This is a genomic window from Acidovorax sp. FJL06 (assembly GCF_003852545.1).
Classification (GTDB): Bacteria; Pseudomonadota; Gammaproteobacteria; order Burkholderiales; family Burkholderiaceae_C; genus Acidovorax.
On sequence record NZ_QAJR01000051.1, the window covers coordinates 1 to 13,959 of the forward strand.

Consider the following 13,959-nt stretch of genomic DNA (forward strand, 5'->3'; position numbering starts at 1 on the left):
CTCACGGACCTCAAGCCCCATGAGATGCAAGAACTCAAGGCGCTGATCGACAAGCTCGGGCCGCAGTAAGCGCGGCCTGCGCCCTGACAGAAACCCACCACGCGCCTGGCCGTGCACGGACGCGTGGTGCTGCTGTGGCACGCCCTTTCTTTCACTCTCGTCAACGATCACACACAACAACGGAGACAGACAAGATGTTCAGGAAACTCGTTCTCGCCACGGCCGCCGTGGTGGCCGCCGCAGCCCTCGCAGGCTGCGCAAGCAACATGTCCGCCGCGCCCTCGGTTTCGGCCGAACAGGCCGTGGCCGCTGCCGCCGAACGCCTGCGCGTGGCCATGATCGACCCCACGCCGGCGGCTCTCGCCCAGCTCGTGGCCGATGACCTGAGCTACGGCCATTCGGGCGGCCGCGTGGACACCAAGGACAGCTTCATTGGCGACCTGGTCAACGGCAAGTCCGACTTCGTCACCATTGCCATCACCGACCAGACCATCAAGATCGTGGGCAACTCCGCCATCGTGCGCCACACGCTCACGGCCGACACCAACGACTCGGGAAAACCCGGCAAGGTGCAGATCAAGATCCTGGGCGTCTGGCAGCAACAGGGCGGCAGCTGGAAGCTGCTGGCCCGCCAGGCCGTGCGCGTGGCAACCTGAGCGCACAAATCTCCAGGGCCGCGACTGCGGCCCTTTTCCTTTTCTGCCACCATCAGCCCATTCCTTTTGGCATCGATCCCGGCCACCGCGCTAGCTTTCTGACTCCATGACCAACACCGCCCTGCACCACATTCTGCAAATCGGCCGCCTGCCCTTGCCCGCCCTCGAAACCGAACTGGCCGCGCGCTACCAGGTGACCTGTCTGGCGGACCAGGCCGACCCGCAGGCCTTTTTGGCGGCGCAGGGTGCGCAGTTCAGCGGCGTGGTCACCACCGCGTCCATCGGGCTCACAGGGGATGTCATTGCCGCGCTGCCCCACCTCCAGGTGATCAGCAGCTTTGGCGTGGGATTCGATGCGCTGGACATCGGCGCCGCGAAGGCGCGTGGCGCGCAGGTGGGCTACACGCCCGGCGTGCTCGACGACTGCGTGGCCGACATGGCTTTTGCGCTGATGCTGGGTGTGTCGCGCGGCGTGGCCGCCAGCGACCGCTTCGTGCGGCGCGGCGCCTGGACCCAGGGCCGTTTCGCCCTGGGCAGCCGGGTTTCGGGCAAACGCCTGGGCATCGTGGGTATGGGCCGCATCGGCCAGGCCGTGGCCGAACGCGCCAGTGGCTTTCGCATGGAGGTGGGCTACCACAACCGCCGGCCGGCACCGGATGCGGCGTTGCCGTATTTCGAGTCGCTGGTGGCCCTGGCCCGCTGGGCGGACTACCTCGTGCTCACCGTCGCCGGCGGCCCCGCCACGCGGCACATGGTGGACCGCGCAGTGCTCGACGCGCTGGGCCCCCAGGGTTTTCTCATCAACGTGGCACGCGGCAGCGTGGTGGATGAAGCAGCCCTGGCCGAGGCACTTGCGGACCACCGCATCGCGGGCGCCGGCCTGGATGTCTTTGAAGACGAACCCCAGGTGCCCGCGGCGCTGATGGCGCTGGACAACGTGGTGCTCACCCCCCACACCGCCAGCGCCACGCACGAAACCCGCCGCGCGATGGCCGACCTGGTGCTGGAGAACCTGGAGTCGTTCTACGCCACCGGCAGCGTGCGCGTGAAAGTCCCCGGGACCTGAGCGCCGGCCGGCGGCGGCACGGCGCTGGGGCCGGTCAGGTCACTTCACCTTATCGCGGGAAATGTCCATGATCATGCGCGTGGCCAGGTACAGGCGCGGCACGATGGTGTTGATCTGCACGTACTCGGCGTCGTTGGAGTGGGCGCCGTAGCCCGACAGGCCCATGCCCTCCACCACCGCGCCCTTGGTCTTGAGCGCGGCAAAGGCTGCATCGGTGCCGCCGCCCGTGGCCTTCTCCACCACATTCAGCGGCAGGCCCAGCTCCTGGTAGATGACCTTGCCGTAGCCGGCCACGCGGCGCGATGCTGTGCTGGCTTCGAGCGGCGGGCGGCGCACCTCGAACTTCACGTCCACCTTGGAGGCCGGCAGCAGCTTGGCCTTGACCTTTTCCTGCAGCGCCTTCTCCAGGCCGTCGAAGTCGGCCACCTTGAGCGCGCGGGCATCGGCCTGGGCCGTGGCCTCGGCCGGGATCACGTTGCGGTTGGTGCCGGACTTGGACACGGTCCAGTTGAGCTTGAGGCCCTCTTCGTTCTTCGACAGGTCCTTCATCTGCAGCAGCTGGTGCGACAGCTCGTACAGCGCGTTCACGCCGTCCTCGGGCTTGGCGCCCGCGTGCGAGGCCTTGCCCTGCACCGTGAGGTAGGCCGCGCCGATGCCGCTGGTGGCCAGGCGCAGGGTGCCGTCGGTGCCGCCGCCTTCGAACGAGAGCACCACGTCCTGCTCGGCCGCCACGCGGGTGATGGTGCTGCGCCAGCCGGGCGAGCTGATTTCCTCGTCGCCGTTGATCAGCACGGTGAGCGTGCCGTAGTCCTTGAAGTTGAGCTTCTGCAGCAGGGCCACGGTGTGGATGATGAGCGCAATGCCCTGCTTGTCGTCCGAAATGCCCAGGCCATAGGCCTTGTCGCCGTCAATGCGGAAAGGCTGGCCCTTGAGCATGCCCTTGAGGTACACCGTGTCCATGTGCGCGATGAGCATGATCTTCTGGCGGCCCGTGCCCTTGAACACGGCCTGCACGGCGGGGCCCACCTTCTCGGGCGTGTCGTCCAGGCGGTAGATGTCGCTGGTCTGCAGCACGTCCACCGTGCCACCCAGTTGCTTGAGCTGGCTGGCGATGCGCTCGGCGATCTGGTTCAGGCCTTCGATGTCCTTGCTGCCCGACTCGATGTGCACCAGGTCGCGCAAGGTATCCAGCAGGGGCTGCTGCTCTTTCTGGGCCAGGGCATGCACCTCGGCCACGGGCGCGGCCTGGGCCAGGGCGGCGGCAAAGGCCAGCGACAGGGAGGCGATCAGGGGGCGGATCAGGGAAGGGGCTGTGGTCATGTGGGGCATGGGCGTGGGCTGCATCAGCGGTGGAAATTGGGAAGCATGATTATGAATTCATGAAACACAAATTTCACCAATCTTTCTTTTTTGCAACAGACATGCCAAACCGCCCGACAGCCTAGGGCGTGTCACCCTCGCCAACGATCACAACAGCGTCACCCCCTTGAGGGTGACAAAACTGGTCTCGCGGATCACGCTCACAAAGTCCTGCAGATAAGGCTTGGCCGACACCTGCGGCAGGCAGGCGGCATGCAGTTCGCCCATCAGGCCTTGCGCCCCCGGCGTCGCGGCAATCGGCCGGGCCGTGACATAGCCCCGGTCCAGGTAACCCTGCACCGCCCACAGCGGCAGCGCCGCCACGCCACGCCCGCTGGCCACCAGCTGCAGCATGGCCACGGTGAGCTCGGTGGTGCGCCGGGGCGGGCGCACGCCGGCGGGCTCCAGCACCTGGCGGATCAAATCCAGCATCTCGTCGGGTACCGGGTAGGTGATGACGGTCTGGTCGGCAAAGTCCTTCGCCACAAGGTAGGGCCTGGCCACCAGCGGGTGCGTGTTGGCCAACAGCGCACGGATCTCGAAGCCGAACAGCGGGTGGTAGTCCACGCCGGCCTCGTCCGCATCCAGCTCCGACACGATGGCCAGGTCGGCCCGGCCCTGGTGCAGCAGGCCCACGGGGTCGGCATGAAAACCGCTCACGATGTCCAGCTCCACCTCGGGCCAGCGGGTGCGAAAAGCGTCCATGGCGGGCATCAGCCAGTCAAAGCAGGTGTGGCATTCCACGGCGATGCGCAACTGGCCGCCCTGCCCCAGCACCAGCCGCGCCACATCGCGCTCGGCCGCCTCCACCTGGGGCAACACCAGGTCGGCCAGGGCCAGCAGCCGCTCACCCACGGCGCTGAACTGCGGCGGCACCGATTTGCGTTCGAACAGCGGCGTGCCGTGGCGATCTTCCAGCAGCTTGATCTGGTGCGACAGCGCGGACTGCGTGAGGTTGAGCAACTGTGCCGCCCGCACCAGGCTGCCGCTGTCGCGCAGCGCCACCAGGGTGCGCAGGTGGCGGATTTCGAGGATGGACTGAATCATTACCAATTTTCAAGTTGATTCGCAAAAACTTTCGTTTGAATAATAAACGAGCGCGCGCGACCATCGGTGCCTTCATTGTTTTGCTCCATCGAGAAGAAGGAAACCGCCATGCCGTTCGCCCCTGTGCCCGCCCAACGCCCCGTGCTCACCCACACCCTGGGTTTCCCACGCATGGGGGCGCAGCGCGAGCTGAAGTTCGCGCTCGAATCCTTCTGGCGTGGCGATTCCAGCGCCGCTGATTTGCAAGACACCGCCGCCCAACTGCGCCAAGTGCACTGGCAGGCCCAGGCCGATGCGGGCCTGGGCTTTGTCACGGTGGGGGACTTCGCGCTGTACGACCATGTGGCCAACCACATCCAGCTGCTGGGCTGCGAGCCCGCGCGCTTTGCGTTTGACGGCACCACGCCGGAGCTGGCGCGCTACTTCGCCATGGCACGGGGGGTGTCGGCCCGCGCTGCGCACGACCACCCGGGCTGCAGCGCCGGCTGCACCGCAGCCCACGCCACCGAGGGCCAGCCCGCGCTGGAAATGACCAAGTGGTTCGACACCAACTACCACTACCTCGTGCCCGAGTTCAGCGCCCACACCCAGTTCCACCTGGCCAGCGAACGCCTGTTCGACGAGGTGGCCGAGGCGCAGGCCCTGGGCCACAAGGTCAAGGCCGTGCTGCTGGGGCCGCTGAGCTTTTTGTGGCTGGGCAAGGCCAAGGAGGCGGGTTTCGACCGGTTCAGCCTGCTCGCGCAGCTGTTGCCCGTGTACGAAGCGGTGCTGGCCCGCCTGAAGGCGCAGGGCGTGGAGTGGGTGCAGATCGACGAGCCCATCCTCGGCCTGGACCTGCCCGACGCCTGGCGCCATGCCTTCGAGCCCAGCTACTGGCAACTGGCACGCAGTGCCCCCAAGTTGCTGCTGGCCACCTACTTCTCCCCCCTGGCCGAGAACCTGCGCCTGGCCTGCCAGCTGCCCGTGGCCGGCTTGCATGTGGACGCCGTGCGCGCCCCCGAAGAGCTGGTGGGCGTGACCGACTGGCTGCCCTCTCACAAGGTGCTGTCGGTGGGCATCGTGGACGGGCGCAACATCTGGCGCACCGACCTGGACGCGGCCCTGGCGTGCCTCGCCCCCGTGGCCGACAAGCACCAGGGCGCGCTGTGGCTGGCGCCCTCGTGCTCGCTGCTGCATGTGCCTTTCAGCCTGCAGGCAGAGAACAAGCTCGATGCGGAGGTGAAGTCCTGGCTGGCCTTCGCCGTTGAAAAGCTCGATGAGCTGAACCTGCTGGCCACCGCCCTGGGCCAGGGCGCAGCCGCCGCAGCCGGGGCCCTGCTGGCCGCACGCACCGCCATTGCTGCGCGCCGCAGCAGCCCCCGCGTGCACCGCGCCACCGTGGCTGCACGCCTGGCCGCCGCCGCGCCCGGGGCCGACCAGCGCACCAGCGCGTTCCCTGCGCGCCAGCAGGCCCAACGCCAGCGGCTGAAGCTGCCGCTGCTGCCCACCACCACCATCGGCTCCTTCCCGCAGACGGCCGAGATCCGAGCCGCCCGCGCGGCCTTCAAGCGCGGCGCGCTGGATGCGGCGCACTACCAGCAGAAGATGCAGGCCGAGATCGAACTGGCCGTGCGCAAGCAGGAAGCGCTGGGCATCGACGTGCTGGTGCATGGCGAGGCCGAGCGCAACGACATGGTGGAGTACTTTGGCGAACAGCTCGACGGCTTCGCCTTCACCGCCAACGGCTGGGTGCAAAGCTACGGCTCGCGCTGCGTGAAGCCGCCCGTCATCTACGGCGACGTGGCTCGCCCCGCGCCCATGACGGTGGCCTGGACGCAATACGCCCAAAGCCTGACCGCCAAACCCATGAAGGGCATGCTCACCGGCCCTATCACCATCCTGCAGTGGAGCTTTGTGCGCGACGACCAGCCGCGTGCCACCACGGCCGACCAGATCGCCTGGGCGATCCGCGACGAGGTGTGCGACCTGGAAGCCGCCGGCATCGCCATCATCCAGATCGACGAGCCCGCCATCCGCGAAGGCCTGCCCCTGCGCCGCGCCGGCTGGAAGCCCTACCTGCAGCGCGCCACGCGGTCGTTTCGCATCAGCGCAAGCGGCGTGCGCAACGAGACGCAGATCCACACCCACATGTGCTACAGCGAGTTCAACGACATCCTGCCCGAGATCGCGGCCATGGACGCCGACGTGATCACCATCGAAACCAGCCGCTCGGACATGGAGCTGCTGCAGGCGTTTGGCGGCAGCGCCCCGGGCCGCGCGGGCGGCTTCAAATACCCCAACGAGATCGGCCCCGGCGTGTACGACATCCACTCGCCCCGCGTGCCCAGCGTGCAGGAGATGACGGCCCTGCTGCACAAGGCGGCCGAGGTCGTGCCAGTGGAGAACCTCTGGGTGAACCCCGACTGCGGCCTCAAGACCCGGGGCTGGCCCGAGACCGAGGCCGCATTGCGCCACATGGTGCAGGCGGCGCAGGAGGTGCGGGTGCTGCTGCAGGAAGAAGAAGCGCTGGCCTGAAAGGCGGAGACGGTGTGAGTCAACCGGCCACGCCCCGTGCCTCGGCCAGCTTGACCAGCACCTGCAACGCCCGGTTCAGCGGCGTGGGCACACCCAGGGCCGCGCCGCGCCGGACCACATAGCCGTTGAGATGGTCGATCTCGCTGGGCTTGCCGCGCGCCAGGTCCTGCGCGGTAGAGGACAACTGCCCCGGCATGGTCGCCGCGATACCGCGCACGGCCGCATCCACGTCGCCGGGGATGCGCACACCGTCGGCCCGGGCCACGGCCAGGCATTCGGCCACCGTGTCGGCGATCACATCCGTCACGCCCGGCTGTTGCACCAGCGGGCCATAGGGTTGTTGGGACAAGGCCGAGAGCGCGTTGTAGGCGCAGTTGAGCACCAGCTTGGCCCACAGTGCGCCGCGCACGTTGTCCGAAATCTGGGTGGGGATGCCGGCAGCCGCAAACTGCCGTGCCACGGCCTCGCTGCGCGGCGAGGGTGCAATCACCAGCTCGCCCCGGCCATGGTGCCGCACATGGCCCGGCCCGGCCATCGCCGTGGCCACATAGACCACGGCGGCGGCCACGGGCGTGCCGGCGTCCAGCACCGCGCGCACCCGCTCGTCGTTGTCCACCCCGTTCTGCAGTGTCAGCACCAGCGCCCCCGGCGCCAGGTGCGGGCGGATCTGCCGGGCCGCCTCTTCCGAATCGGACGACTTCACGCTGAACAGCACCACATCGGCCCCCGCCACCGCGCTGGCCTCGGTGCTGGCGGCGAGGGGCACCTGCACATCCAGTACATCCGTCTGCAAACGCAAGCCCTGCTGGCGGATGGCCTGCACGTGGGCGGGCCGGCCGATCAGCGCCACCGCATGCCCAGCCCGGGCCAGCAGCGCGCCGTAATAGCAGCCCACGGCCCCCGCACCCATGACAGCGACACGCAACAAAGGCGATGCATTGGCGGCGGCACTGGAGATGCGGATGTTCATGGCGAGAGGGCTCCTGCAGATCAAGGACATAGAAGGTGGCGCACCACTATATCGGGCGGTGGATTGGCGCCCCCGGCAGCCAAAGCCCTTCGCCCCCGCTCGGCGCCAGGCCTTCAGCCGCATGGCATGCGCCCGTAGAAACCCTGATGAAAAGTTGGCTATTCAAACATTGCAAAGACAATCATTGTCTAGTCAATTAAATTCCACCCCCATGACATCCCGATCCTCCCCACCTTCCGCCCCGGGTTTCTACAACCCCAGCCATCTGGACCCCCAGCAAAGCGTGGGCTACCTGATGCGCAAGGTGATGACCTCGATCCGCACGCAGGCCGATACCCAGTTGTCCACGCACGACCTCACCTATGCGCAGTGGCTGCCGCTGTTCAAGATTTCGCTGTGCGACCAGACCACGGTGGCCAGCCTGGCGCGCGACCTGGAGACCGACCCGGCCTCCATGACCCGCGCGCTCGACCGGCTGGAGGCCAAGGGCCTGGTGGTGCGCGAGCGCTCCACCACCGACCGCCGCGTGGTGCGCCTGGCGCTCACCCCCGAAGGGGACCAGGCGGCCGCCCGCGTGCCGCCCGTGCTGGCCGAGGTGCTCAATGGCCACCTGAGCGACTTCAGCCACGACGAGTGGCAACTGCTGCTGAGCCTGCTGCGCCGCATGCTTGCCAATGGCGAGGCGCTGCGCCAGCAGCGGGGCCCGGACGCCGCCTGAGCCCACACCACGCACCGTTTTCCTCCACACAACACCCCAAAACCATTCTGGAGAACTTTGTGAATTCCACTGCTCCCCTGCCCCCCACCCGTGCAGCCACCCGCACAGCGTTTGCGGCCCACTTCGCGGTGTCGGCCCTGGCCGCTGCCCTGGTGCTGGTCGGCTGCGCCAGCCCCGGCGCGCCGCACACGCCGCTCGCACAGACCACACCCGCAGCCGCCGGCCTGAACACATCCACCACCCTCAGCGACACCGCCGCCCCCAGCCAGTGGTGGAAGGCCCTGGGCGATGAACAGCTCGACGCCCTGGTCGACAAAGCCCTGCAGGGCAACCCCAGCCTGGCCGTGAGCCGCGCCCGGCTGGAGCAGGCCGTGGCGATCTCGCAAGTGCGCGAGGCCGCCAACGGCCCGCAGGCCAACCTGGGCGTGGACCTGACCCGCCAGCGCTACACCGCACACGGCCTGGTGCCGGCCCCGGTGGCAGGCAACACCTACAACAGCGGCACGGTGCAGGCCACGCTGTCGTGGTCGCCCGACTTCTTTGGCCAGCACGCGGCCGAACTGCAGGCCGCCCTGGGCCAGGCCCGCGCCGCGCAGGCCGATGCCGCCGCCGCCGCCAACACGCTGGCCGCCCAGGTAAGCCGCAGCTATGTGGCGCTGGCCCGGCTGCTGGCCCAGCGCGATGTGGCCGTGCGCGCGCTGGAACAGCGCCAGGAGCAGCAACGCCTCACGCAGGAGCGCGTGACCGCGGGCCTGGACAGCCAGGTCGAGCTGACCCAGGCCCAGGCCGCCGTGCCCGATGCCCGCACCCAGATCGAGGCGCTTCATGAACAGATCACCCTGGCGCGCCGCCAGATCGCCGTGCTCAGCGGCCAGGCGCCGGATGCGCTTCCCACACTGGCGCCCCAACTCGCGCGCCTGCAGCCAGCCGCCGTGCCCGACACCCTGGGCGCCGACCTGCTGGGCCGCCGCCCCGACGTGGTGGCCGCACGCTGGCGCGTGGAAGCCGCCACAGAGGGCGTGAACAGCGCCAGGAGCGAGTTCTATCCCAACATCAACATCGGCGCCTTCATCGGCCTGAACGCGCTGGGCCTGGACCATCTGTTCAACACCGGCTCGCGCCAGATGGGCGTGACCCCGGCCCTGCGCCTGCCCCTCTTCGACGGCGGCCGGCTGCGCGCGCAGCTGGGCGGCCGCCAGGCCGAACTCGATGCGGCCATCGCCCAGTACAACGGCGCCGTGCTCGACGCGGTGAAGGAAGCCGGCGACGCCATGGCGTCCGTGCAATCGCTCACGCGCCAGCAGGCCCTGCAGGACGAAGCCGCCACCAGCGCCGAGAAGGCCTACCGCTTCGCGCAGGAGCGCTACCGCGCGGGCCTGGGCAACTACCTGGTCGTGCTCTCCACCGAAAGCCAGGTGCTGGCCCAGCGCCGCCTGGCCGTGGACCTGCGTGCCCGCCAGCTCGACACCCGCCTCGTACTCATGAAGGCCCTGGGCGGCGGATGGACCGACGAAACGGCGACGCTGCAGACCGCGGCCCGATAAAAACAGAAGGCCGCCAAGTCTCCCCTTCACGCCCCCCTCCCACCGTTCACGCTGAGCCTGTCGAAGCGCCGCGCAGAGCTTCGAAAAGCTCAGCCCGAACGGGGGGGGGTAAAAAAACCGAACAACAACACATTCCCGAAAGACCACTGCCATGAGCGAACCTCTCACCGCCACCGAAGCCAACACCGCCCGCCGCCGGGGCCTCACGATCATTGCCGCCGCCGTGGCAATCGCCGCCATCGGCTGGGGCGGCTGGCACTGGGCCAACGGCCGCCACGTCGAGACCACCGACAACGCCTACGTGGCGGGCAACGTGGTGCAGATCACGCCGCAGATTGGCGGCACCGTCGTCTCCATCGGCGCGGACGACACCGACTACGTCAAGGCCGGCCAGCTGCTGGTCAAGCTCGACCCCGCCGACGCCCGCGTGGCCCTGGAGCAGGCCGAGGCGCAGCTCGCGCAAACGGTGCGCGAAGTGCGCACGCTGTTTGCCAACAACGCCACGCTCAAGGCCCAGGTCAGCCTGCGCAGCGCCGACCTGGCCCGCGCCCAGGCCGATGCCGCCCGCGCCCAGGACGACGTGAACCGCCGCACCCCCCTGATGGCCAGCGGCGCCGTGGGCAAGGAAGAATTCCAGCACGCCACCGCTCAGCTGACCGCCGCCAAGAGCACGGTGGCCGCCGCCCAGTCGGCCGTGGTGGCCGCGCAGGAGCAACTGGCCGCCAGCCAGACGCAGACCGAAGGCACCTCGATCGAGCAGCACCCCAATGTGCAGCGCGCATCGGCCCGCGTGCGCGAGGCCTATCTGGCCGTGCAGCGCGCACAGCTGGTGGCACCGCTCGACGGCCACGTGGCCAAGCGCGGCGTGCAGGTGGGCCAGCGCGTGCAGGCCGGCGCGCCGCTGATGACGCTGGTCGCACTGAACGACCTGTGGGTGGACGCGAACTTCAAGGAAAGCCAGCTGCAGAGCCTGCGCATCGGCCAACCCGCCGAGCTGGTGGCCGACGTGTACGGCACCCAGGTCACCTACCACGGCACCGTGAGCGGCCTGGGCGCCGGCACCGGCGCAGCCTTTGCGCTGCTGCCCGCGCAGAACGCCACCGGCAACTGGATCAAGGTGGTGCAGCGCGTGCCCGTGCGCATCGCGCTGGACCCCAAGCAGGTGACCGAGCACCCCCTGCGCGTGGGCCTGTCGATGGAAGTGAAGGTGGACACGGCCGACCAAAGCGGCAAGACCCTGGCCGACACACAGCGCTCCACCCCCGTGGCCGCCACGGCGGTGTTCGACCAGCAATTCAAGGCCGCCGACGATGAAGTGGCACAGATCATTGCCGCCAACCTGGGCCGCAAGGCCGCCGTGGCGCTGGCATCGCCCAAGCTGGGCGCGGCCGGTGCTGCCGTGGCCAAGACACCGGCACAGGCCACGGCCGCCACCGTGCCCCGCGCCGAGAAACATGCATCGGCGCCCACGGCCCCCGTGCCATCCCTGCAATCGCCAGCGGTGCAGTAAACCGGGGTTCGCATGACTGCCGCCAATCCCACCGCAGACACCGCAGGCCAGGCCCCCGCCGCGCCAGCGGCCCCTGCTGCATCGCCGCCTGCAGCTCCGTCGGGCCCGCCGGCGTCCTATCCACCGCTGCAGGGCACGGCCCTGCTGCTGGGCACGCTGTCGCTGTCGCTGGCCACGTTCATGAACGTGCTGGACTCGTCCATCGCCAACGTCTCCATCCCCGCCATTGCCGGTGACCTGGGCGTAAGCCCCGGCCAGGGCACCTGGGTCATCACCAGCTTTGGTGTGGCCAATGCGATCTCGGTGCCGCTCACCGGCTGGCTCACGCAGCGCTTCGGCGCGGTGCGCCTGTTCACCATGAGCGTGCTGCTCTTCGTGCTCACCTCCTGGCTGTGCGGCTTTGCCTCATCGCTGGAGATGCTGGTGTTCTTCCGCGTGCTGCAGGGCCTGGTGGCCGGGCCCATGATCCCGCTGTCGCAAACCCTGCTGCTCGCCAGCTACCCTCGGGCGCTGGCCGGCACGGCGCTGGCGCTGTGGGGGGTGACCACGCTGGTGGCGCCCGTGGTCGGGCCGTTGCTGGGTGGCTGGATCACCGATAACATTGCCTGGCCCTGGATCTTCTATATCAACGTGCCGGTGGGCCTGCTCGCCGGCCTGCTCACCTGGGGCATCTACCGCAAGCGCGAGACGCCGATCCGCAAGCTGCCCATCGACACCGTGGGCCTCTCGCTGCTGGTGCTGTGGGTGGGCGCGCTGCAGCTCATGCTCGACAAGGGCAAGGAGCTGGACTGGTTCGCCTCGGGCGAGATCATCACCATGGCCGTGGTCGCCGTGGTGGCCTTCGCCGTCTTTCTGGTGTGGGAGCTGACCGAGAAGCACCCGGTGGTGGACCTGAAGCTCTTCAAGGGCCGCAACTTCACCTTTGGCGTGCTGGCGCTGTCGGTGGCCTATGCGCTGTTCTTCGGCAACGTGGTGCTGCTGCCGCTGTGGCTGCAGCAGTGGATGGGCTACACCGCCACCTCGGCCGGCATGGCGCTGGCGCCGGTGGGCGTGTTCGCCATTTTGCTCACGCCGCTGGTGGGTAAAAAGGTGGGCCAGTGGGACCCGCGCCGCATGGCCACGGGCGCGTTCATCGTGTTCAGCACGGTGCTGTGGATGCGCTCGCAGTTCACGGTGCAGACCGACTTCATCCACATCCTGATCCCCACCCTGCTGCAGGGCGCGGCCATGGCGTTTTTCTTCATCCCACTGACCACGCTCACGCTGGCGGGTGTGACGCCGGAGCGCATTCCGGCCGCAGCGGGCCTGTCCAACTTCGTGCGCATCACCGCCGGGGCCATGGGCACGTCCATCGCCACCACGCTGTGGGAAAGCCGCGCCGCCATGCACCACGCCCACCTGACCGAAGGGCTGGTGCAGGGCCAGGGCGTGGTCGCGCAAACGCTGGACAGCCTGACCGCCTCGGGCCTGACGCAGTTGCAGGCGCTGGCGCAGGTGAACCGGCTGATCGACCAGCAGGCCTTTACACGCGCGGCCAACGACATCTTCCTGGGGTCCGCGGGTCTGTTCCTGCTGCTGATCGGGCTGATCTGGCTGACCAAGCGCCCTCCAAGAGCCACAGGGGGTGGGGCTGTGGACGCGGGTGGGGCACATTAAGAAAAATGGCACTAGCGCTTGATGGATAAGCGCTAGCAGCTATCATTTTTGAATAACCTGCCAGCCTACCCGGGCTGGCCGCATGCGGGAACCAACCCCCCCAAAAACCAAAGCGGCCCCTGCGGCCGCTTTTTTCGTTCTGAAAACCTGACCATCCATCCATCTCCGTCAGGCCGCCCCCACGCGCCGCTCTGCGCGGGCAAACGCCGTGGCCAGCGCCGCAAACTCCTTCTGGCTCACAACGCCATCTGCGTTGCCTCCCTGGTCCATCACCTGCAGCACGGCCTGCGACAACTCCGCTGTGCCCTGCCGGGCCATGGATGTGCTGGCCAATCCTTGGAGAAACTCTTCGTGCGAGATGCTGCCGTCCTGGTTGGCATCGAAGCCCGCAGTGATCTGCTCCTTCTGGGCATCATCCGCACCAAACCGAGTGAGCAGTTCCTTGAAGTCCTGCGTAGAGACAGCGCCTCCGCGCGGCATCGCCCCCAGCGCACCGTCCAGCTTGCCCTGTGGCGCCAAAATACCTTTGCTGGCAAAGCCTGCCAACGCCTCGGCCTGCGGGCTGAGCGTGACCACGGCCGAGGGTTGCACCTCGGCGGCATCCTGGCTGCGCCGTGATGCGGCAGATTTGGCCGAACTGCCCGACGCGGCGTTAAAAAGCAGCGAGGCTACGGATGCAAGACCGGAAATGAGAGGGGACATCGCTAAGAACTCCTCGTGGCGACATCCCAGCCCACTGAAATCCAGCCATCAGCAGTCACCATGTCGCCCAGTAAGTTCAGGTTACACGGCTATTTCACCAAGGGTTGGCAGATAAACCAGCGCTTTGCCCCCTACATCAATGCATGACCACCCACGGAACATGGCATTGGCTGAATCGACGCCTGCTGCGCGATGCCAGCCTACTTCGCCAAGAAGA

11 protein-coding genes are annotated in these 13,959 nt (G+C 68.2%); 7 read left to right on the top strand and 4 right to left on the bottom strand.

Annotated elements, in window-relative coordinates; all coding sequences use genetic code 11:
* Positions 1-194: 194 nt before the first annotated feature.
* Complete coding sequence (locus DBV10_RS21460; RefSeq protein WP_124515589.1) at positions 195-656, top strand: nuclear transport factor 2 family protein; 462 nt, start codon at positions 195-197, stop codon at positions 654-656.
* Positions 657-762: 106 nt separating this feature from the next.
* Positions 763-1,722, top strand: coding sequence for a 2-hydroxyacid dehydrogenase (locus DBV10_RS21465; RefSeq protein WP_124515590.1), 960 nt, complete (start codon positions 763-765; stop codon positions 1,720-1,722).
* A 39-nt stretch (positions 1,723-1,761) separates the two neighbouring features.
* On the opposite strand, the gene DBV10_RS21470 is transcribed toward DBV10_RS21465, so the two are convergent.
* Both DBV10_RS21470 and DBV10_RS21475 read right to left on the bottom strand, forming a co-directional pair.
* Positions 1,762-3,051 (bottom strand): M20/M25/M40 family metallo-hydrolase, encoded by a 1,290-nt coding sequence (locus DBV10_RS21470; protein ID WP_124515591.1) that lies wholly within the window; start codon positions 3,049-3,051, stop codon positions 1,762-1,764.
* Between the two features lie 138 nt (positions 3,052-3,189).
* The gene (locus DBV10_RS21475) at positions 3,190-4,128 is read right to left on the bottom strand and encodes a LysR family transcriptional regulator (RefSeq protein WP_124515592.1); all 939 of its coding nucleotides are present in this window, start codon (positions 4,126-4,128) and stop codon (positions 3,190-3,192) included.
* A 108-nt stretch (positions 4,129-4,236) separates the two neighbouring features.
* Here DBV10_RS21475 and metE point away from each other — a divergent pair, with 108 nt between their 5' ends.
* Positions 4,237-6,642, top strand: a complete 2,406-nt coding sequence (gene metE / locus DBV10_RS21480) for a 5-methyltetrahydropteroyltriglutamate--homocysteine S-methyltransferase (protein ID WP_124515593.1) — start codon at positions 4,237-4,239, stop codon at positions 6,640-6,642.
* A 19-nt stretch (positions 6,643-6,661) separates the two neighbouring features.
* Here the strand turns inward: metE and DBV10_RS21485 are convergent, their stop codons facing one another.
* A complete protein-coding gene (locus tag DBV10_RS21485) occupies positions 6,662-7,612 on the bottom strand; it encodes a ketopantoate reductase family protein (RefSeq protein ID WP_124515594.1) in 951 nt (316 codons plus the stop codon).
* A gap of 211 nt (positions 7,613-7,823) precedes the next feature.
* Between DBV10_RS21485 and DBV10_RS21490 the strand changes: the two genes are divergently transcribed.
* The 4 genes from DBV10_RS21490 to DBV10_RS21505 all read left to right on the top strand — a co-directional run bounded on the left by DBV10_RS21490 (position 7,824) and on the right by DBV10_RS21505 (position 13,040).
* A complete protein-coding gene (locus tag DBV10_RS21490; RefSeq protein ID WP_124515595.1) occupies positions 7,824-8,330 on the top strand; it encodes a MarR family winged helix-turn-helix transcriptional regulator in 507 nt (168 codons plus the stop codon).
* A 77-nt stretch (positions 8,331-8,407) separates the two neighbouring features.
* Positions 8,408-9,874 (top strand): efflux transporter outer membrane subunit, encoded by a 1,467-nt coding sequence (locus DBV10_RS21495; RefSeq protein WP_233590012.1) that lies wholly within the window; start codon positions 8,408-8,410, stop codon positions 9,872-9,874.
* A 151-nt stretch (positions 9,875-10,025) separates the two neighbouring features.
* Entirely contained in the window at positions 10,026-11,384 is a 1,359-nt protein-coding gene (locus DBV10_RS21500; protein ID WP_124515597.1) for an HlyD family efflux transporter periplasmic adaptor subunit, read from the top strand.
* A 12-nt stretch (positions 11,385-11,396) separates the two neighbouring features.
* On the top strand, positions 11,397-13,040 hold the full coding sequence (locus tag DBV10_RS21505) for a DHA2 family efflux MFS transporter permease subunit (RefSeq protein WP_255424859.1): 1,644 nt from the start codon (positions 11,397-11,399) through the stop codon (positions 13,038-13,040).
* 168 nt (positions 13,041-13,208) lie between these two features.
* On the opposite strand, the gene DBV10_RS21510 is transcribed toward DBV10_RS21505, so the two are convergent.
* Positions 13,209-13,742, bottom strand: coding sequence for an EF-hand domain-containing protein (locus DBV10_RS21510; RefSeq protein WP_124515598.1), 534 nt, complete (start codon positions 13,740-13,742; stop codon positions 13,209-13,211).
* Between the last annotated feature and the right edge of the window lie 217 nt (positions 13,743-13,959).

Coding starts and splice junctions, on each gene's coding strand:
- DBV10_RS21510 (WP_124515598.1), bottom strand. CDS start 13,742: ATGTCCCCTCTCATTTCCGGTCTTGCATCCGTAGCCTCGCTGCTTTTT.
- DBV10_RS21505 (WP_255424859.1), top strand. CDS start 11,397: ATGACTGCCGCCAATCCCACCGCAGACACCGCAGGCCAGGCCCCCGCC.
- DBV10_RS21500 (WP_124515597.1), top strand. CDS start 10,026: ATGAGCGAACCTCTCACCGCCACCGAAGCCAACACCGCCCGCCGCCGG.
- DBV10_RS21475 (WP_124515592.1), bottom strand. CDS start 4,128: ATGATTCAGTCCATCCTCGAAATCCGCCACCTGCGCACCCTGGTGGCG.
- DBV10_RS21490 (WP_124515595.1), top strand. CDS start 7,824: ATGACATCCCGATCCTCCCCACCTTCCGCCCCGGGTTTCTACAACCCC.
- DBV10_RS21470 (WP_124515591.1), bottom strand. CDS start 3,051: ATGCCCCACATGACCACAGCCCCTTCCCTGATCCGCCCCCTGATCGCC.
- DBV10_RS21460 (WP_124515589.1), top strand. CDS start 195: ATGTTCAGGAAACTCGTTCTCGCCACGGCCGCCGTGGTGGCCGCCGCA.
- metE (WP_124515593.1), top strand. CDS start 4,237: ATGCCGTTCGCCCCTGTGCCCGCCCAACGCCCCGTGCTCACCCACACC.
- DBV10_RS21465 (WP_124515590.1), top strand. CDS start 763: ATGACCAACACCGCCCTGCACCACATTCTGCAAATCGGCCGCCTGCCC.
- DBV10_RS21485 (WP_124515594.1), bottom strand. CDS start 7,612: ATGAACATCCGCATCTCCAGTGCCGCCGCCAATGCATCGCCTTTGTTG.